Annotated in this window: 14 protein-coding genes; 6 read left to right on the top strand and 8 right to left on the bottom strand. The window is 40.6% G+C overall.

What is annotated here, in order from left to right; genetic code table 11:
• Window positions 1-84: 84 nt before the first annotated feature.
• The 3 genes from KZP23_RS19680 to KZP23_RS19670 all read left to right on the top strand — a co-directional run bounded on the left by KZP23_RS19680 (window position 85) and on the right by KZP23_RS19670 (window position 1,642).
• Window positions 85-528 (top strand): hypothetical protein, encoded by a 444-nt coding sequence (locus KZP23_RS19680; RefSeq protein WP_226333474.1) that lies wholly within the window; start codon window positions 85-87, stop codon window positions 526-528.
• Between the two features lie 99 nt (window positions 529-627).
• A complete protein-coding gene (locus KZP23_RS19675; protein WP_226333473.1) occupies window positions 628-1,239 on the top strand; it encodes a hypothetical protein in 612 nt (203 codons plus the stop codon).
• Window positions 1,193-1,642 carry a hypothetical protein gene (locus KZP23_RS19670; protein ID WP_226333472.1) on the top strand — a complete coding sequence of 150 codons (450 nt, stop codon included), beginning with the start codon at window positions 1,193-1,195 and terminating at the stop codon, window positions 1,640-1,642. The genes KZP23_RS19675 and KZP23_RS19670 overlap by 47 nt, the downstream gene beginning before the upstream one ends.
• Before the next feature lie 46 nt (window positions 1,643-1,688).
• Here the strand turns inward: KZP23_RS19670 and uxuA are convergent, their stop codons facing one another.
• The 3 genes from uxuA to uxaC are packed head-to-tail and all read right to left on the bottom strand — an operon-like array spanning window position 1,689 to window position 5,181.
• On the bottom strand, window positions 1,689-2,870 hold the full coding sequence (gene uxuA / locus KZP23_RS19665; RefSeq protein ID WP_226333471.1) for a mannonate dehydratase: 1,182 nt from the start codon (window positions 2,868-2,870) through the stop codon (window positions 1,689-1,691).
• Window positions 2,871-2,907: 37 nt separating this feature from the next.
• On the bottom strand, window positions 2,908-3,723 hold the full coding sequence (locus KZP23_RS19660) for an SDR family oxidoreductase (protein ID WP_226333470.1): 816 nt from the start codon (window positions 3,721-3,723) through the stop codon (window positions 2,908-2,910).
• Between the two features lie 36 nt (window positions 3,724-3,759).
• Window positions 3,760-5,181, bottom strand: coding sequence for a glucuronate isomerase (gene uxaC / locus KZP23_RS19655; RefSeq protein WP_226333469.1), 1,422 nt, complete (start codon window positions 5,179-5,181; stop codon window positions 3,760-3,762).
• Window positions 5,182-5,566: 385 nt separating this feature from the next.
• On the opposite strand from uxaC, the gene KZP23_RS19650 reads away from it, so the two are divergent.
• On the top strand, window positions 5,567-6,580 hold the full coding sequence (locus tag KZP23_RS19650) for a LacI family DNA-binding transcriptional regulator (protein ID WP_226333468.1): 1,014 nt from the start codon (window positions 5,567-5,569) through the stop codon (window positions 6,578-6,580).
• 53 nt (window positions 6,581-6,633) lie between these two features.
• Here KZP23_RS19650 and KZP23_RS19645 read toward each other — a convergent pair whose 3' ends face one another.
• Entirely contained in the window at window positions 6,634-8,310 is a 1,677-nt protein-coding gene (locus tag KZP23_RS19645) for a RagB/SusD family nutrient uptake outer membrane protein (RefSeq protein WP_226333467.1), read from the bottom strand.
• A gap of 31 nt (window positions 8,311-8,341) precedes the next feature.
• A complete protein-coding gene (locus tag KZP23_RS19640; protein WP_226333466.1) occupies window positions 8,342-11,359 on the bottom strand; it encodes a SusC/RagA family TonB-linked outer membrane protein in 3,018 nt (1,005 codons plus the stop codon).
• 335 nt (window positions 11,360-11,694) lie between these two features.
• Here KZP23_RS19640 and KZP23_RS19635 point away from each other — a divergent pair, with 335 nt between their 5' ends.
• On the top strand, window positions 11,695-12,912 hold the full coding sequence (locus KZP23_RS19635; RefSeq protein ID WP_394370944.1) for an MFS transporter: 1,218 nt from the start codon (window positions 11,695-11,697) through the stop codon (window positions 12,910-12,912).
• A gap of 80 nt (window positions 12,913-12,992) precedes the next feature.
• Here KZP23_RS19635 and KZP23_RS19630 read toward each other — a convergent pair whose 3' ends face one another.
• The 3 genes from KZP23_RS19630 to KZP23_RS19620 all read right to left on the bottom strand — a co-directional run bounded on the left by KZP23_RS19630 (window position 12,993) and on the right by KZP23_RS19620 (window position 15,800).
• Window positions 12,993-13,928 (bottom strand): hydroxypyruvate isomerase family protein, encoded by a 936-nt coding sequence (locus tag KZP23_RS19630; protein WP_226333464.1) that lies wholly within the window; start codon window positions 13,926-13,928, stop codon window positions 12,993-12,995.
• Between the two features lie 201 nt (window positions 13,929-14,129).
• Window positions 14,130-14,735 carry an alpha-ketoglutarate-dependent dioxygenase AlkB family protein gene (locus KZP23_RS19625; protein WP_226333463.1) on the bottom strand — a complete coding sequence of 202 codons (606 nt, stop codon included), beginning with the start codon at window positions 14,733-14,735 and terminating at the stop codon, window positions 14,130-14,132.
• A 216-nt stretch (window positions 14,736-14,951) separates the two neighbouring features.
• On the bottom strand, window positions 14,952-15,800 hold the full coding sequence (locus KZP23_RS19620; protein ID WP_226333462.1) for a bifunctional helix-turn-helix domain-containing protein/methylated-DNA--[protein]-cysteine S-methyltransferase: 849 nt from the start codon (window positions 15,798-15,800) through the stop codon (window positions 14,952-14,954).
• 627 nt (window positions 15,801-16,427) lie between these two features.
• Here KZP23_RS19620 and KZP23_RS19615 point away from each other — a divergent pair.
• Window positions 16,428-18,782 carry a TonB-dependent receptor gene (locus tag KZP23_RS19615; RefSeq protein WP_226333461.1) on the top strand — a complete coding sequence of 785 codons (2,355 nt, stop codon included), beginning with the start codon at window positions 16,428-16,430 and terminating at the stop codon, window positions 18,780-18,782.
• Window positions 18,783-19,016: the final 234 nt, after the last annotated feature.

The raw sequence follows: 19,016 nt of genomic DNA, 5'->3' as shown, positions 1-19,016 counted from the left end.
TGATTTTCTATTAAATTTTGTGTTTTAGGTAAGGACCTTGATTTATTCTAAATACTTAGTTGTTCTTGAACTTATTTTTGAAAGATGAAACATTTAAATTTTGTATTAAGCCTCGTCCTATTGGGTTTTTTATTTTCCTGTGAATCAGAAAGAAAATCGATAGAATATTATGAACAGCCAACTGGTAAACTTGTTTTTGAATTGGACTCCCTGACCCCCAATGCTGCTCACCATATGCAGTTAGCGGAGGTAAACGGGAAGAAACTGCTTTATGTATTGTCCCCATTCGGCAATCGATTTGTGGTTTTTGACTTTTATTCAGGGAAGAAAGTGAAGGAGTTTTCTTTTCCCAATAGTGAGGAAATGCCAATCAGCATTGGTGAATATCACACAGGTTTTTATTTTCATCGTCCTGATTCCATATTTATGGTAGCCAGAGGATCGAATTTATTTTTGGGAAGGGAAAGTGGAGACTTTGATGCGGTGTTTCGTTTTAGAAAGGAATTTCCAAATGATAGGACTTTATAGCCTCGGGTATTTCAGTTTTCCAAACCTTACTTAATCAATGACAGTATTTTGTCTTTCGGGGGCTTTATAGAAAATTACCAAGAGGCATATAAAGAAAATATGCGTACTGATCTCCTGTTCGATTTGAAAACCAAGAAGGTGGAACGGACTACCCTATATCCCAAAGGAGTCTATAAGCCAGGAGTTTACTATTCGGTAGATCGATACAGTCCAGGTAGGGCATATAGTAAGGAAAACCATACGATTTATTATAGCTTTCCCAATGCGGATTCGATTTATGCCAAAGATGTAAACAGCGGCAAAGTCAAAGCTTTCTATGCCAAAGACGAAAACCTTCAGCCCTTTATAGAAATGCAAAGCTACGAGGAAATCTCAGATATGATGAAAAACTCCCAAGCGACTTATATTTCCCAGCAGGGTGCTTATTATTCCATTTTTGCGGTGGATGAAAAGGATATGGTTGTCAGGTCAGCTTATTTGGGCATTCCCAATTATGATCCGCAAATCCATAATGAAAGGGGCTATGCCATCAACAAGGCCTTGATGTTTTTTAGACAGTCAGATCATCAGCATCTGGGCACCATTTACCTGAAAAATATTGATGAACGATTTGTTTTCTTTGATGAAGATCACTTTTATGTTTACTCTTTTGACCACCAAGATAATGAAGATCAAATGGTCCTTGACCAATATGATTATCCAGAGTTTTAGTTTTTACGTACTTGTGGTTGTTTTGACAGGATTGTCCATGAGCTCATGTGATAAAAGGCCGGATTTAAAGGACGTTAAGATCAACTCCCGGTATACCCTTATCATTCCTCAGTATGGATGCCCGGGATGCATTAGTCAAGGGAAACGCTTTGCTAAGGAACACTTGAATTCAAGTTGTTTCACCATCGTATTTACCAAGATTCAAGACCTCAAAAAGCTAAAAATTGATTTTGGATATAAAGAGGTGGAGGCTCCGAATGTGTTCTTGGATACGGAAAATACTTTGGAGGGCTATGTGGAGGGTTACCCTGTAATGATCACTGAAAACGAGAAAATTGCGCTAGACAATTCGGGTTTTCATCATTATAGGGATCTGGAAAAGGACTTAGCGGAGTGTAAATAATGACCTTTCAAGCAAAAAAAAAACAGGGCCTAAACCCTGCTTTTTATTATTCGCTCATGCTATAAATTAATCCTAATTCCAAGCCCCTGAGTTCGGCCAGTCCCTTAAGGCGGCCGATCCCAGTGTAGCCAGGGTTAGTGGTTTTTCTCAAATCATCCAACATCTGATGCCCGTGATCCGGTCGCATGGGCAATGATTTTTGCCTTCTGGCCTGTACCTTGATCAGTTCCTGAATGACCTCAATCATCGGTACATCGCCCTCAAGGTGGTTGGCTTCATGGAAATTGCCTTCTGCATCCCTTTGGGTACTTCTGAGGTGGATAAAGTGGATATGGTTGCCCCAATCTCTAATGATCTGAGGCAGATCATTGTCTGCTCTTACTCCGAAAGAACCTGTACAAAAGGTAATGCCATTATAATCACTGCCATTATCAGTAAGGAGTCTCTCCACATCATTGATGGTACTCATCACCCTTGGCAAGCCAAACATAGGGAATGGAGGGTCATCTGGATGGATGGCCATAAATACCCTGTTTTTTTCTGCCACAGGAATGATTTCCTCTAAGAACAACCTGAGATTTTCTGCCAATACTTTTTCATCAATGCCCTTATAGGTATCCAAAACTTTCTGGAAATCCTCTACAGAATAGCCTTCCTCAGCACCGGGAAGCCCTGCAATGATATTATTGGTCAGCAATTGCTTCGCTTCTTCGGTCAATCCATCGAAATACTTTTGGGCTTTTTGGATAATTTCCGGAGAATAGGCTCCGTCAGCATTTGGTCGCTTTAAGATGAAAAGATCAAAGGCTGCCAAGGCCTGAAGCTCGAATCGTAGCGCTTTGGCACCATTTTCCAATTCATAAGCCAAATCTGTTCTGGTCCAATCCAATACGGGCATGAAATTATAACAAACCGTATGGATACCTTCAGCAGCCAAGTTTTCTATTGATTGCTTGTAATTGTCTATATATTCCTGAAATTGACCGGTTCTGGTCTTGATATTTTCATGTACGGGGATACTTTCAACTACTGACCAAGTTAAGCCTGCAACTTCAATGGTATCTTTTCTCTTTTTGATTTCCTCAGTGCTCCAAACCACTCCGTTTGGAATATGGTGCAAGGCGGATACGATGCCAGTGGCACCGGCCTGTCTGATATCTGATAAGCTTACAGGGTCATTGGGGCCATACCATCTCATGGTTTGCTCCATTTTCTTTATAGGTTTCATTGCTCAGTTTATTGTTTTGAGAATCTTTACCATTCAATTAAACGCCTCCATAGGCACTGAAGCCGCCATCTACAGGGATGATGGTTCCGGTAACGAATTTGGAAGCATCGCTGCATAGAAATCCTACTGCGCCGAATAGATCTTCCGGGTTTCCAAATCGGTCCATAGGAGTGTGACTGATGATTTGGTTGCCACGGTCGGTTAAGCTACCGTCTTCCTTGGTCAGTAGGGCCCTGTTTTGTTCCGTCAGAAAAAAGCCGGGTGCAATGGCGTTGACCCGGTACTGTTTGCCATATTTCTGACAAAATTCTACCGATAACCATTTGGTAAGGTTGTCTATGGCAGCTTTGGCAGAGGCATAGCCCATTACCCTGGTCAAGGGCCTGGAAGCTGCCATGGATGAGATATTGATAATGCTGGCTTCCGGGTTTTTTAGCAACAAAGGAGTAAATACTTGAATAGGCATCAGCGTGCCCAGATAGTTGAGCTCCATGACTTTTTTTACTTCATCAATCTGCAGGTCGGTGATTTTTTGATCTGGAGTAACGATGGCACCAGGCATATTTCCCCCGGCGGCATTGATCAAAACATCAATTTTCCCGAAATCCTTTTCCACTTGTTGTTTGGCGGACTGAAGTGCTGCTTCATTGGTTACATCAGCAAGTAGGGGATAAGCTTTCCCTCCATTGGTATTGATTTGAAGGACGAGTTCGTCCACTTTTTTAGGGCTTCTTCCCAGTACGATTACTTGGGCACCTTCTTTGGCCAGGTATTGGGTGATCTGATTTCCCAAAACACCTGTGGAGCCACTGATTAATATGATTTTGTCTTTTACAGAAAATAGTGCAGACATATTTAGATTTGAATTTTAAGGGATACTAATTGAAAATTATTGGAAATTGAAATAGTCTTTGGCGTTGCGGTAGCAAATGTCCTGTACCATTTTTCCCAACCATTTTTCATCAGCAGGTAATTCACCATTGACCACATCATTGCCTAGTAAATTACAGAGGGTGCGTCGGAAATATTCATGGCGAGGAAAGGAAAGGAAACTTCTGGAATCGGTCAACATGCCTACAAAGCAACTTAAAAGGCCCATATTGGACAGGGCGTTCATTTGTTTTTCCATACCGTCTTTTTGGTCAAGGTACCACCATCCAGAACCAAATTGAACTTTCCCTCGGATGGAGCCATCATTGAAATTGCCTGTCATGGTGGCCATGACTTCATTGTCCCTAGGATTCAAATTATAAAGGATGGTTTTGCTCAACTGATCACTTTTGTCCAATTCATTGAGGAACTGGGCAAGGGCCTTTGACTGGCTGAAGTCGCCAATTGAATCAAAACCGGTATCAGGGCCGAGTGTGTCCAACATTCTTTCGTTGGTGTTTCTCAAGGCCCCTAAGTGGAACTGCTGTGTCCATCCTTTGGCATGGTATAGTCTACATAGCTCCAATAATGTTATAAACTTGAAATAGGTCGTTTCATCTGCATTAATGGACTGGCCGGCGCTTACTTTTTTGAATAAGGATTCAATATCATAAGTTTCCATTGGGAAAAAGTAAAGTTGCTCCAAGCCATGATCAGCCAATCTGCCACCATTTTCATGGAAATAAGCAATCCTGTTTTCCAATGCGGCCATTAATTTTTCATGACTGTCAATCTGAATATTGCTCGCTGCAGATAATTTTTCTAAATAATTGCCATAGCTTTTTGGGTCTTCCACGGCAAAGGACTTATCAGGACGGAAGGTGGGGAAAAGTCCAATGGACATACCGTCTTTGGCAGCCTTCTGGTGATATTCCAAGGAGTCTACAGGGTCATCTGTAGTACAAACCGTTTCCACATTCATTCCAGACAATAGTGCTTGGGTGCAGTGGGAATCCATTTGCAGTTGACGGGTGCTTTCAAGATATATTTCGGAGGCATTGTCCGCAGTAAGTAGTTCGTCTATACCAAAATACCTCAATAGTTCAAGATGAGTCCAATGGTATAGCGGGTTCCTCATGGTGTAGGGGACGGTATAAGCCCATTTTTCAAACTTTTCTTGATCAGTGCCATTGCCGGTAATGTACTTTTCATTGATGCCCAGGGTCCTCATGGCGCGCCATTTATAATGATCGCCAGCTAACCATATCTGGGAAATATTTTCAAATTTTCTATTTTCTGCTAAGTCCTTAGGCGAAAGGTGGCAGTGGTAATCTATGATGGGCATTAGTTTCGCATAATCATGGTATAGCACTTTGGCCATATCAGATTGTAACAAAAAATCCTCTTGTATAAATTTAGTTGTTGTTTGGGTGGAATTCATAATATTCAAATGTTCACTTTGTTTTTTGAAAAGCTGCTGTCATATTCTTTTGATTAATACAGGGATAACTCCAAATAATTATTGGGTTTGGAGTGGACTTATCTTCCGATTAAATAAGAAATATCGATTTGAATGGGGTTTATAAAATAACATTTTTGAAACCGCCTAAACCTTAATTAGAAGCGCCATTTCAATAAGTAATAATAGCTAATGTTTGTTGGTTTTTTTAGAAATCGAGCCACTTTAATCACGGAATCGTTTTCGTATAAAAGCCCCAAGGTACAGTACAGTTTTGTCGTTGGGGATTTAAAATTAATTCATGGCAGAGATGTATTGGGGAATTAGTTTAAATTTGATATTGGATTAAACTATTTGTAATTGAATTATGGGTGGAGTAAACATCAAAATGTTGGCGGAGGCACTTCAGCTTGCCCCATCTACAGTTTCAAGGGCACTCAATGACAGTCATGAGATCAGTGAAAAAACCAAGAAACGGGTTTTGGCCATGGCGGATAAAATGAATTACCAACCCAATCCTTTTGCAAGGAGCCTCAGGGAGCATAGGAGTAAGACGATTGCCATGATCATTCCAGATTTGGTCAATAATTTCTTTTCCCAGGTCATCGAAGGAGTGGAAGAAATTACCCAGCAGTTTGGGTATCATTTGCTGGTCTATCATACGCATGAAAGTGTGGAGAGAGAAAAGGAGATTGTGAGTCATTTGTTGAATGGAAGGGTAGATGGAATCATGATGTCAGTATCCCATCAGACTAAAGAAACCGAGCATTTGCTTCGGGTGTTCCAAAAGGGGATCCCGCTGATATTTTTTGATCGGATTTGTAATAGTATTCCAACTACCAAATTTGTTACAAATGGTTATGAAAGTGGTTATGAAGGGACCAAGCATTTGATAGCGCAGGGCTGTAAAAAGATTGCCTTCTTATTGCTTTCAAAAGAGATATCAATAAGTCAACAGCGATTGAAGGGATATACAGATGCCTTGAAGGACAATGGTTTGGAGATGAATGAAGATTTGATCCTAATGTGTGGAAAAGAGGATCAACTCAATCATCAACTGATTAAAGATTTTCTAGTAGGAAAGGAAAGACCTGACGGGATATTGGCAGCAGTGGAGAAATTGGCCATTTCGACTTATTATGCAGCTAGTGAGTTGAAATTAACCATGCCTGATGATTTAAGGTTGGTTAGTTTTTCAAATATGAAAATAGCGGATCTGTTGAATCCCAGTTTGACAACTATTTCCCAGCCTACCCATGAATTTGGCCGACAGGCGGCGAGCCTTTTAATGAACAAGTTGACAAAGAAAAATGCGCCGGATTTCAAGGATGAAATAGTTGTTTTGCCTTCTACTTTGCATATAAGGAAATCCTCAAAATAAAAAATGGCCGCCCAATAATATGGGGCGGCCGATGGTTCAAGTTTTGAATTGAATTAATATCCTGGGTTTTGTGGGAAAGCATCATTGCCTCCCGCGGCCCTATCAATTTGATTTTGGGGTATTGGTCTCAATACATGGAAATCTTCTATATTAGGAGCTCCATTATCATTATAGCGTTTTACCCTTTCCACAAGGATTCCCCACCTTTTTAGATCTAGCCACCTTTTTTGTTCACCGAGAAGTTCTCTGGCGCGTTCTTCTGAAAGCAACTCAAAGGTCATTTCTGCCGGGGTGATTTCCATTTGGGCTTCCATTCCCGGCCAAGCAGCCCTTCTTCGAACGGTATTTATGGTAGCTGTGGCTTCAGCAGTTTTATCCTGCATCAATTGGGATTCAGCCAGTAATAAATACGTGTCTGCAAGTCTAAAAACCACATAATCTCTTCCTCCACCTTCTTGGGTCTTATCAGCTCTTCCAGGGTCCAAGTGTTTGTTTAAAGTAGGGTATAGTTTATCGGTATAGAGGCTTGGACTAAGTACCTGATAAGGTTTTTCGGCCCTTTCAGCTTCAGACATTTCATAGCCAGGGATATAAATGGCAGTATCACCTTCTGCAAATGTCACACTGGATTTAGACTGATCGAAGGTGGTATTATATGTTCCCGGTTTATTGGTTTTGAATACATGTTTGAAGGACTTGTTATACCTGCTGTCGATGTCCCTATTGGAGAAAATGGTGTTAAGGGTATATTCAGTAGGCCGATATCTTTTCCAAGGTCTACCATTGGCTACATCCCTTTCCATTCCAGGTTGCACATCATATTCCATCAGAAAATAAAGGTGGGTATTGTTACCGCCACCATTGTTCAGAGGATCCCGAGTATATTGTATGGAAAAAATAATTTCATCATTTATTTCATTTCCGAATTCATATACACTGGCAAAATCAGGTAAAAGCTGAAACCCATAATCATTGATGACTTTTTTGAAAAGGTCCTCGGCTTTGGTATAATCTTCAGTTTCCTGGGCCTCAGTACTGGCTTTGGTGAGATATACCAAGCCCAATAGATGTTCTGCGGTCGGTCTGGTGACACGTCCATAATCACTGGACTGCATATTGGGTTCCAAGTCCGGAATGGCAGATTCCAAATCATGGATAATGGCAGCATACATTTCAGGAACAGAGGATCTACTGACTTCTTTGCTGGGGACAACTGACTCGCTAAGCTGAAGGTCCACGCCACCAAAGAACTGGGTCATCAAGAAATAATGGTGTGCTCTAATAAATTTAGCTTCTGCAACTCTTTGGGCTTTGATGGATGCATCCATTCCGGTAACTTCTGGAGCCCTTTCTATAACGGCATTGCAGGTGTTGATACCTTCATAGAAATCGTCCCATAATTCTCTGACATGGCCATTTCTGGAGTCAAACTGAGAAGTATAAGCATTCATGAATTTCCAACTGCCATCGGATCCATTGGTGTAGGTGTCTGTTCCAAAGATGGTCAGATTATTCCCTCTTTCTGTCCCATAGAAGGACCTGAAAGAACTATATGCAGCGTTGACACCATCATTTAAGCCGCTTGGAGTATTCATATAATCATTTCCGATTTTCGAAATGACCTCTTCTTCAATAATTCCCTGACAGGAAGAAAAAGTTAAAATACTAGTTCCCAATATCCCTATAGCTGCCAGAGAGGATAGTTTGTTTTTGATTTTATGTCTATTCATTTTACTTCGTTTTTAAATCCAATAGTGCTGCTTAAAATTTGGCATTGATACCTAGGGTGAAAGAGGTGATTGCAGGGCTTATATTTTCATTTACTTCACCACCTCCAGTGCCTTGATCACCATCGATGAACACTTCAGGGTCGATTCCTTTGTGTTTGGTTCTGTATTCTGAGAAGATGAATGGTTGCTGTATACTGCTATATATTCTTAAGCTACTCATACCGATTTTTGAAGCAATCTCATCTGAGAAATTATAACCTATATTGATATTTCTAACCTTGATAAAGGTTCCGTCAAAATAAGACATGGAAGAGGCATATTTTGGACTTTCTTGGTTTTGGTTCGGTCTTGGGTAGTCATTGGTAGGGTTTTCCGGCGTCCAATAATTAACAGCTAGGTTATTATACCTGCCAAATAATGAATTGAAACTGTCGTGGAACCTGCTGCGTATCATAGCACCAAATCGACCGTAAATAAAGAATGATAGATCAAAGTTTTTATAATTGAACCGGTTGGTCATGCCTAGGACAAAGTCGGGGACTGCTGAGCCTAGGATTTGTCTATCATCAGCATTGATTTTTCCATCATTATTAAAGTCCTCTACCCTTATTTCACCGACATTGTCTCCATAAGCATTGGCTTCATCTTCTTGGTCGGATTGCCAGATACCGATTTTTTTATAATCATAGAAGACGGTCAAGGCTTCTCCGACAAATCTTCCTGCTGAAATATCGTCCCCATTGGGTAGTTCCAATATTTCTTCCCTGTTTCTATTAAAGATAAAATCAGTAGACCAGCTAAAATTGGTTTTGTCGATATTGACACTTGATAAGGTCAGTTCAATACCTCTGTTTCTGGTTTTGCCAATATTGGTCGTAAATCCTCCAAAACCAGTAGAGTTAGGCAAAGGCTGCGGAGCCAAAAGGTCTTCGGTAGTTGTGATATAGTATTCCAAACTACCAATGATTCTGCCAGCAAAGAAAGAGAAATCAGCCCCAAGATTAAATGTCGAAGAAGTTTCCCATCTAAGATTAGGGTTACCAATAGTGTTGGGACCGTAACCGTAAGCAGGGCTGTTACCAAATGCGTATGATGTTCTGTCCAGTAAAGGCTGGGTTTGGTAAGGGTCAATGGCTTGGTTTCCTATGGCTCCATAACTGGTTCGTAGCTTGATTTGGTCTATAAAGTCTGAAGTCCCAATAAATGGCTCATCGGTCAGGTTCCAGCCTAGGGCTACAGAAGGGAAATAACCAAATTTATTGTTTTCCCCAAACCTGGAGGAGCCATCTGCTCTCAAGGTGGCTGTCAATAAGTATTTGCCTTTAAAGTCATAATTCAGCCTGCCCATAAATGAAAGCAGGGTCCATTCGGTCAAATTGGTGTTGGCTGAGGTGATTTGACTAGCATCGCCAAGCCTATGAAATAGTTGAGAAGCGGCAGGTATTCCCAAGACGGCAATATCTGTTTCTTCATAATTGTCATTTTGAATGGATTGAAGTCCAGTAAATTTGAAGTTATGAATGTCATTTAGGCTTTTGGTATAGGAAATGATATTCTCTAGTGTATAGTTGAAACGGAAATTTTCGCTGATACTTCCCGTAGGACTTCCACCTCTTCTGGAGTTGGTCATAGATCCTGTGAAGCGGCCATTTCTATCTATGGTGATGTCAGGTCCGAAGTTTACGCGGTAGGAAAGTCCTTTGGAAATTTGCCATTCACCAAAGATGCTATTGAATATTCTATACCTTTTGGTTAGGTCCATATTGGCACCTGGAACAATTTCTGCCAGAGGGTTGGTCCTCAATCCATCAGATGTCGGTAAAAAGATAAGGTTACCTTCATCATCATAAGGTTTGCCAAGAGGATTTTCTTGCATGGCACCTCCAATAGGGTTAAAATTTTCTCCGTTTCTTTCACTATAAGAAACCAAGGTGGATGTGCCTATCTTGATTTTGTCATTGATTTTATGGTCAATATTGGCCCGAAAGTTATAGCGGGTAAAATCCTGGTTTTTTACCACCCCCTTGTCCTGAAAATAATTGCCCGAAACAAAAAACTGGGTCTTCTCACTTCCTCCTGATACGCCTACTTGATGACTTTGAATACTTCCTGTTCTTAGCAATGCCCCAATATAATCGGTGGTTCTGCCCTGAGCGATTCCTTCTAATTCTACCGGTTCGAATAGGGCTTCGTCAGCTTCTTGGGTAGCAGGTCCTTCGGGATAGTTGCCTGTTGCTCTTCTTGATTCTCTTTTGTATGCTGCAAAGGCAGGTCCATCAAATACCTCAATGGTTCCGAGTGATTGGTTCACTCCATAATAAGAATCCACTGAAACTACAGTTTTGCCTGCAGTACCTCGCTTGGTTGTTACCAAAACGACTCCATTTGCACCTCTGGAACCATAAATTGCCGTAGCAGATGCGTCTTTTAGCACTTCCATCGAAGTGATATCGTTAGGGTTGATATCATTGATGCCTCCTGCAATAGGGATGCCATCAACTACAAAGAGGGGATCATTACTCGCGTTGAAAGACCGACGTCCCCTGATCCTAACTTGGGGAGCTGCTCCAGGTTTACTCCCCGGAGAGGTTACGTCCACACCAGAGCTTCGTCCCTGCAAAGCTTGTCTTGCATCTGTGATGGGCTGTTCAGCTATTTCCTTTGCACCCACGGATGATATGGCTCCTGTAAGTTGACTTTTTTTAACTGTACCATACCCTACTACGACTACTTCTTCTAGATCAGAAAGGTCTTGTTCTAAGGTGATATTAATGGTGCTTTGGTTGCCTACTTGTACTTCTTCAGGCAGATATCCGATAAATGAGAACTGCAATGTACTTCCACTAGGGGCAGAGAGCTGGTATTTACCATCAATGTCAGCGGCTGTTCCAGTGCTAGTTCCTTTGATTAAAACAGCGGCTCCGGGGATGGGGAGTCCGCCTTCATCAGTTATGGTTCCGCTAACTTGGACATTTTGTCCAAAGGTTGGGACATACCAAACCAATAGTAATAGCATAAATGCTATTCTTGGGTAGAATCTGTTTTGCATAGTTATTATTAGGTTATTGTTAATTGAAATGAGATGAATATTTTCATCTGCATTTCTTTAAAACTAGTGATTGAAAAATACCATTTCAAGTCAGTGCTGTAAATAATTTACGGAATCGATTTCGTTATAAAAGTTTGTTTGTTTGGTTGAAATAGACTGAAAAAGTTATAAAATTGAATATAAACGGTATTTTTCTATCGTAAAATAGTATTGCTTTTCACACAGAAATGATGTCATTGAAAAATCCTATTTTAAAGTATAAATGGAGAATAGTTGCTTTATTGTTTATGGCAACTGCAATTAAGTATATTGATAGAAATGTTCTCTCTTTTACCATGATTGATACGAGTTTCAGAAAGGCCATGCTTGGTTTAGATACTGAAGGCTCCTTAAGTCAGGACCTAATTGATCAATTTAGGGTGAAAATGGGCTATGTTGATGCTAGTTTTAAATTCGCCTATGCAATGGGCTTTGTTTTGATGGGCTATTTGATAGATCAAATCAAGGTGAAAAGAGGCTATGGTCTTGCAATGCTTATTTGGAGTTTAGCAGGAGTTTTTACATCCTTCGTAAATAGCTTTAAAGGACTTGGAACCATGCGGTTTATATTTGGATTTGGGGAATCGGCCAATTTTCCCGCAGCCATAAAAACTATAGCGGAATGGTTCCCAAAAAATGAGCGTTCATTCGCGACAGGAATTTATAATGCAGGGGCAAATGTGGGAATAATGATTACCGTGTTTATGGTTCCGGTACTCATCATCCATTTGGGCTGGCGATGGTCTTTTCTATTGACTGGTTTATTGGGAATATTTTTGTTGATGGGTTGGTGGTGGATTTATAAGTCGCCGATGGAAAATAGTGGGATTCAAAATGAAGATTTGAAATTAATCAAGGTTACTGACGACGATAGTGAAGAGCATGTACCTTGGAGAAGTTTATTGAGAAAAAGAGGGACTTGGGCCATTGCAATTGGTAAATTTATGACTGATCCTATTTGGTGGTTTTACCTGACATGGTTACCCGATTTTTTTAACAGTAATGATGCTTTGGATAACAAATTGGAATTGACAGGCTTGGCATTACCTTTTATTTTCATATATTTCATATCTGATTTAGGCAGCATTTTATTTGGATGGCTTTCTGGTAAGATGATCAAAAGAGGTTGGTCAGTTAACAAAAGCAGAAAAACAATACTTTTGATTTGTGCATTACTGGTGCTTCCTTTGATTTTAGCGGCAAGGATTTCCAATTTGTATTTGGTAATATGCTTGGTTGCCATTGCTGCTGCAGCGCATCAGGGATGGTCAGCGAATCTTCTGACCCTATCCTCTGATATCTTCCCCAAAAAGGTGGTGGGGTCAGTAGTTGGTCTTGCAGGAATGATGGGGGCGATGGGAGGTACTTTGTTTGCGGCTTTTGCAGGTTTGGTCCTGGTAAAATGGGGCTACCTTCCGATTTTTGTCTTTGCCTCTGTTACCTATTTAATGGCATTGATATTGATACATATTTTAGTACCTGATATAGATAAAAAAGATACTTTGTATAAATAAGTTCAATTCCCAAATGAATATTAGCAAAGTAAAAATCCCGGGATATTGTCCCGGGATTTTATTTTTGTGTATAGATAGGATTATTTAAATGAATCAGCTTCGTGATAGGCTTTGATCAAGGCTGTTTCGCCTTCTTTTCCTGGAGAAGCATTTCCGTGCTCCATGCCACAGATCCCTTTGAATCCTTGAGCATCTATCCACTTAAAGACGTTTTGGTAATTGATTTCACCAGTGCCGGGCTCTTTACGGCCTGGGTTGTCACCGATTTGTATATAGGCAATTTCTTCCCAGCAGAGTTCCATGTTTTTAATCAGGTCACCTTCATTTCTTTGCATATGATAGATATCATAAAGGATTTTACAGGCAGGACTGTCTACGGCTTTGCAGATCAGATGACCTTGATTGGAGTGTCTTAAAAATAAGTCAGGATTGTCGCTCAAAGGTTCCATGACCATGGTCAAATTGTGTGGTTCGAAGACTTCTGAAGCCCTTCGGTATGCATCGATGACATGGGCAGTTTGTTGGTCAAGGGGTAATCTTCTCTCGAAATAGCCAGGCACCACGGTCATCCATTTAGCATTGACAATTTTGGCTACCTCCACCGCTTTTTCACACTCCTTTACAAAAGCTTCCTTGAATTCATCTTTTCCAGTAGTTAATCCAGTTTTCCAGTTAAAACCAGGGTCAATTACAAAGACCCCCATGGTCATATTGTTTTTTTCTAGGGCTGCTCCAATCCGTTTTTGGTCTTCAACCGAACGGTTCATCAGGCCATTGTCTTCAAGTGCAGTAAATCCTTGCTCAGCCATGAAGTTAATCTGGTCTACATAATCATTGCCTGCATGGTTCTTGAACATGCCAAAATGTGGGGCATAATTCATATTGAAAGCCCTTCTTTTGGGACTTTCGTTTTGTTTGGCTTCAGCAAGTGACATTCCACCTGTAAAAGTGGCCAACGCTCCGCTAAGAGCTGCATTTTTTAAAAAACTTCTTCTTTGGTTATTTAGGTTTTTCATGTTATACAATAGTTTGTGCAGATATTTTAAAGGTTATTAATCACTTATTTTAATTTCAAAATCCGACTAATATATATAGGAATATAGCCTTTCACAAGGTATTTCTTCTATCATTGTTTTAAAAAGTTATGATTGGTTTTGATCAATTCCATGGTGCTCTGGAGAGATTTTGGTGGATAAATTGATAGTGCTGAATGAATTTTATTGGTCTACGATGGTTCTAAAAGTCAAACTGATCCTGGGCCTAGTGACCTTTTTGGTGGGGGGAAGCCTGTGCAGCCAATGGCTTTGGGTGCTCCCTTTCATGACCAAAAGACTGCCATTTTCTAAGAGTATAGAAACAGTTTGCTTGCTGTTTTTATGTTTGAGGGTGAATTTGCGCTCTGCTCCCAAGCTCAAAGAGGTGATTACTGTGTTTTCACCCAAGGACTTTTCGCTGTCGCTGTGGTAGGCCATTCCTTCTGTACCATTATGGTAGAGGTTGAGGAGACATGAATTGAAGATGACACTGGACTTTTCTTCTACCAAGCTTTTCAAATGTTTCAGTTCTTCTGTCCAGGGGAGGGCTTTCTTGCAGGTATTGGAATAACTGTATGTATAGGGTAGGTCGCCATACCAAGCAACCTTTCTTTTGGTGATATAATGCTTGCCATAAATTATGGCCTCATCATGTTGCCATTCAATATTGGACATTAACCTTTCAAAGAAAAACAGTGATTGTTGATCGCTAAGGATTTTTCCATAATAATGCACTGTCCCGTCATATGGTAGCAGGTTTGAAAGGCTGTTCTGATTGAATAGGTCCATAATTTGAGGTACGAGGTTTGAAGTGGGAAGTTTGAGGTCAGAAGAGGTGAATTTGAATTATTAAGTCCTAGGGAGGAGGAATGATGACTTCATGCTGTTTCAGGATATTTAGGGTTTCACTCCCATTGGTTTTGGTGTTGGAATTTCAAATTCCTAAAAGCTCTATTCACTTTCCATGATACTTAGGGTATTAGATTCAAAACCAGATTTTAAAGTCTAATGTCTTTTGTCTATCATTGCTGCTTCCCAGCCAATAATAGCTGTTTTTCTTGCTGGTCCCCACATATAGCCACCAAAGATACCACTGGCTTGGATAACCCGGTGGCAGGGAATAAGAAAGGCCACAGGATTACTTCCAATAGCTGTTCCCACGGCCCGGGAGGCTTTAGGATTGTTGATTTTCTCAGCGATTTGTCCATAAGTAGTAAGTTTACCCATCGGGATTTTCAAGAGGCTTTCCCAAACCTTCAGTTGAAAGTCGCTGCCCTTAAGGTGGAGTTTGATTTGATCCATTTTGGTCCAATCTTGCTGGAAGATACGCAGCGCATTTTGCTGTAACTGGTCTTCTCGATTTTTGAAACTGGCATTGGGGAAACGGCTAACTAAACCCTCTATTGTGTAAGGCTCATCTTCCAGAAAAGCCAAATAACAAATTCCTTTTGAGGTGGAAGCCACTAGAATTTCACCAAAGGGTGTTCCCGAAAAACTATAATTGATCTGCAAGTTGGTACCACCATTTTTATATTCTCCAGGGGTCATCCCTTCAATATTGACAAAGAGATCATGCAACCTTCCAGTTCCAGAAAGTCCAGCTTCCATACTGGCCTCCAAAAGGTTGGTATTGGTTTCTCTGAGGATCTTTTTGGCATGTCCCAAGCTAATAAATTGCAGGAACTTCTTTGGACTAACGCCTGCCCATTCCGTAAAGATGCGCTGAAAATGGAAAGGGCTTAGGCTAGCTTCTTCAGCTATTTCATTTAAGTTGGGCTGTTTTTTGAAGTTTTCTTGGAGATAGGAGAGGGCTTCTGCTACTCTTTGATATGTAATATCTTCTTGGCTTTTCATGTTTGATTATTCCTTATGGATCAAATGTAATAAGGAATCCAACAAGACACCACCCGAAAATTGCTGTGTTGATAAATATAAAATGATAAATAATAAGAATAAAAACTTAATCTGAATATCTGGTATTGAACCAATATATTTTACACTCCAAAACAGGCTCCTCAAGGCAGCACTGATCTCACAGAAATGATTGATTGGACCTACCTACCACTGGCTAGATGCCGGGAATCCCCGACGCAGGCTGGAAAGGCTGTGGGCAATCAGATGACTGGTGTGAATACGGTCCAATATTAATGAATTTAACATTTTTAACATTTATGCTTTAACCCATGTTAAACCCCAGATTAAGCCGTGTTTATCCCGTGTTTTAGCCGTATTTATCTTATTAGAAACTTAAGCTCGTCTTAGGCTTACCCCCACCTTAAGTCCTAGAAAAGCTAAGGAACATATTATCATGCTATTTAAAAACTACTGGTGCCTTTAAGGATATATATACCTAAAATTCCTTTTGACTATTGTTTGTTCATTATCATAGAAAAATACTATTTAAAATTAGTCTAAATAACTTTAAGGTTCCGGTTTTAGATTATAGATTTGCCTTTAATTAAAATTAATCTAAATAAGAACATGAAAAGACTATTACTTTTAATGCTTTTTCTATGTACCGGAGAGGTACTGTATGCCCAGTCTACGGGCACAATAACTGGCCTTGTCCAGGATGAGGTTGGGAATCCTTTACCTTATGCATCGGTGATCTTGGAAGGAACTTCATATGGGGCAGCTACAGGTGAAGCAGGGGACTATCAATTCACTGCACCGGCAGGGAATTATACCTTAGTAGTGTCAGAAGTAGGGTTTGCTTCTTTTCAGAAAAGAATAAGTATAAAAACTGGACAGGTCAATCAACTACCTGTGGTGGTATTGAAGGAAGCTCAGGAAGTATTGGGAGAGTTTACAGTAAGAGGCCAAAGGAGTGAATATAAAGTAGATAAAGCCTCTGGTAGTTTGCGCTTAAATACCCCATTGATAGAGGCTCCGCAGAATATTCAGGTCATCACAGCTCAGTCATTGGAGGACCAGCAGATTATGGATATGGCAGATGGTGTGTTACGGAATGTCAGTGGGGCCACACGTCTAGAGCATTGGGGTAACCTATATGCACGTGTAAACATGCGCGGCTCCCGGGTAGCTGCTTTCAGAAACGGTATGAATGTGACTTCTAACTGGGGACCTTTGACAGAGGATATGAGTTTTGTAGAGAATATAGAATTTGTAAAAGGGCCTGCTGGATTTATGATGTCCAATGGGAATCCAAGCGGTATATATAATGTAGTGACCAAAAAGCCAACCGGTCAGACAAAGGGGAGTGTTAACCTAACTTTGGGCAGTTTTGATCTGTATCGCGGTGCTTTGGATTTAGATGGAAGGTTAAGCAAAGATGGAAAATTACTTTATAGACTAAATGTAATGGGACAGTCCCAGAATTCTTTCCAGAATTATACCTTTCAAAACAGGTACAGTATAGCTCCAGTGTTAAGTTACCAGTTGGATGATAAAACCAAACTGACACTGGAATATGCTTACCAGCATGTCAAGATGTCCAATGTCGGTTCAGCTTATGTTTTTTCTACAGAGGGATATGGTATTTATGATCAAAGTTTTACCATTGCTGAGCCAGGTCTTGACCCTACTAAAATCGACGATCACAGTATTATGGCCAACTTGCAACATGATATTAATGATCATTGGAAAGTAACTGGACAGCTGGCTTACTTTAACTATAGTCAAGAAGGAAGTTCGATGTGGCTGAATGGTATAGAGGGCACTAATTTACAGCGGTATGCATCCATTTGGGATGCCTTGAATGAAAGTGCTTATGGACAGGTTTATCTCAATGGAGAGGTAAAAACAGGTGGAATCAATCACCGTGTTTTGGCAGGATTGGACATGGGAACCAAAGAATATTTGGCTGATTGGAGTCAATCTCATCAACTGGACACTGAGGAAATCCCATTTGATTTGGAAAATCCATCTTACGGCTACCCGGCAAATGGTTTACCGAAGTTTGATCGCAGTATGAGCTTAAAACAAAGGGCCAATACTTCTGTGATTTTACAATCTTATTCAGGATTTTATGCGCAGGATGAGTTGGGGTTCTTTGACAATTCACTAAGGCTGACCCTCGCAGGAAGGTATACCTACGTTTCGCAGAACTCTTACGGTACTACGGTAGAAGATAGTAAAATAACGCCAAGAATTGGTTTGAGTTATACAGTGGATAATCAGACCGCTGTATATGCACTTTATGATCAGGCTTTTGTGCCACAGTCTGGTGTGCTAAAGAACGGTAATCCGGCCAAACCAATAACGGGTAATAATATGGAATTGGGCTTGAAACGTGACTTTTTCGATGGGAAATGGAGTACAGGTCTTTCTATTTACAGAATTTTCAAAGACAATGAATTGGTTTCAGATCCTGAAAATCCTACGGCTCCCTATTCCCTTCAAATGCAAACCAGAACCCAAGGGATAGAGTTTGATGCTAGGGGAGAGTTGGCCCCAGGCCTGGTGCTAACGGCCAACTATGCCTATACCGATTCAGAGATTACAGAAGATGAGAGAGCAGGAGAATTTTCCCAAGTTGGGCAACCCGTAGCAGGTTTTGCTAAGCATCTCGCCAATGGTTGGTTAAGCTATTCGCTCCAAAATGGTAGTTTGAAAGGTTTTGGCATCAGTGCCGGTTTTACTTTCCAAGGAGATAGGACTACTTGGAACTGGCCTGGAGATGGCCAGATGGCACTCCCTGATTATTTTAAATTGGATGGAGGACTGTCTTGGGAAAACAATAATCTCATCATCAGGGCTAATGTCTTCAATGTGCTCAACAAGTATCTCTATTCTGGATCAGCCTATGCTACTTACTATTATTATCAGGCAGAGGCCCCAAGAAATGCCCGTTTGAGCGTTGGATTTAAATTTTAATCATTCAGGTTGCTTTCCATGCGGAATGAGAGGGCTGTTGGTCCGATGAAAAAGGTTAATCGGAAACTAAAACAAAACATATAAACTGATAATGAATTAACAGTATTCGAGAAAAGTGAAAATTTCAATATTCAATATAAGATTTTAAGTCCTGTGATGGGAGGGAGATGGTTTGTATATCCAAAATCAAGTATTCTTTCCCGCACAGGCCCAAATTAATTTTTCAACCTTAAG

It is taken from the genome of Echinicola marina (assembly GCF_020463795.1).
GTDB lineage: Bacteria > Bacteroidota > Bacteroidia > Cytophagales > Cyclobacteriaceae > Echinicola > Echinicola marina.
Note: the sequence above shows the minus strand (reverse complement) of the source record. Positions and strands in the feature narration are given on the sequence as shown.

Excerpts from the sequence above, each read along its gene's own strand:
- KZP23_RS19680 (WP_226333474.1), top strand. The coding sequence starts at position 85 with ATGAAACATTTAAATTTTGTATTAAGCCTCGTCCTATTGGGTTTTTTA.
- KZP23_RS19675 (WP_226333473.1), top strand. The coding sequence starts at position 628 with ATGCGTACTGATCTCCTGTTCGATTTGAAAACCAAGAAGGTGGAACGG.
- KZP23_RS19670 (WP_226333472.1), top strand. The coding sequence starts at position 1,193 with ATGAAGATCAAATGGTCCTTGACCAATATGATTATCCAGAGTTTTAGT.
- uxuA (WP_226333471.1), bottom strand. The coding sequence starts at position 2,870 with ATGAAACCTATAAAGAAAATGGAGCAAACCATGAGATGGTATGGCCCC.
- KZP23_RS19660 (WP_226333470.1), bottom strand. The coding sequence starts at position 3,723 with ATGTCTGCACTATTTTCTGTAAAAGACAAAATCATATTAATCAGTGGC.
- uxaC (WP_226333469.1), bottom strand. The coding sequence starts at position 5,181 with ATGAATTCCACCCAAACAACAACTAAATTTATACAAGAGGATTTTTTG.
- KZP23_RS19650 (WP_226333468.1), top strand. The coding sequence starts at position 5,567 with ATGGGTGGAGTAAACATCAAAATGTTGGCGGAGGCACTTCAGCTTGCC.
- KZP23_RS19645 (WP_226333467.1), bottom strand. The coding sequence starts at position 8,310 with ATGAATAGACATAAAATCAAAAACAAACTATCCTCTCTGGCAGCTATA.
- KZP23_RS19640 (WP_226333466.1), bottom strand. The coding sequence starts at position 11,359 with ATGCAAAACAGATTCTACCCAAGAATAGCATTTATGCTATTACTATTG.
- KZP23_RS19635 (WP_394370944.1), top strand. The coding sequence starts at position 11,695 with ATGATTGATACGAGTTTCAGAAAGGCCATGCTTGGTTTAGATACTGAA.
- KZP23_RS19630 (WP_226333464.1), bottom strand. The coding sequence starts at position 13,928 with ATGAAAAACCTAAATAACCAAAGAAGAAGTTTTTTAAAAAATGCAGCT.
- KZP23_RS19625 (WP_226333463.1), bottom strand. The coding sequence starts at position 14,735 with ATGGACCTATTCAATCAGAACAGCCTTTCAAACCTGCTACCATATGAC.
- KZP23_RS19620 (WP_226333462.1), bottom strand. The coding sequence starts at position 15,800 with ATGAAAAGCCAAGAAGATATTACATATCAAAGAGTAGCAGAAGCCCTC.
- KZP23_RS19615 (WP_226333461.1), top strand. The coding sequence starts at position 16,428 with ATGAAAAGACTATTACTTTTAATGCTTTTTCTATGTACCGGAGAGGTA.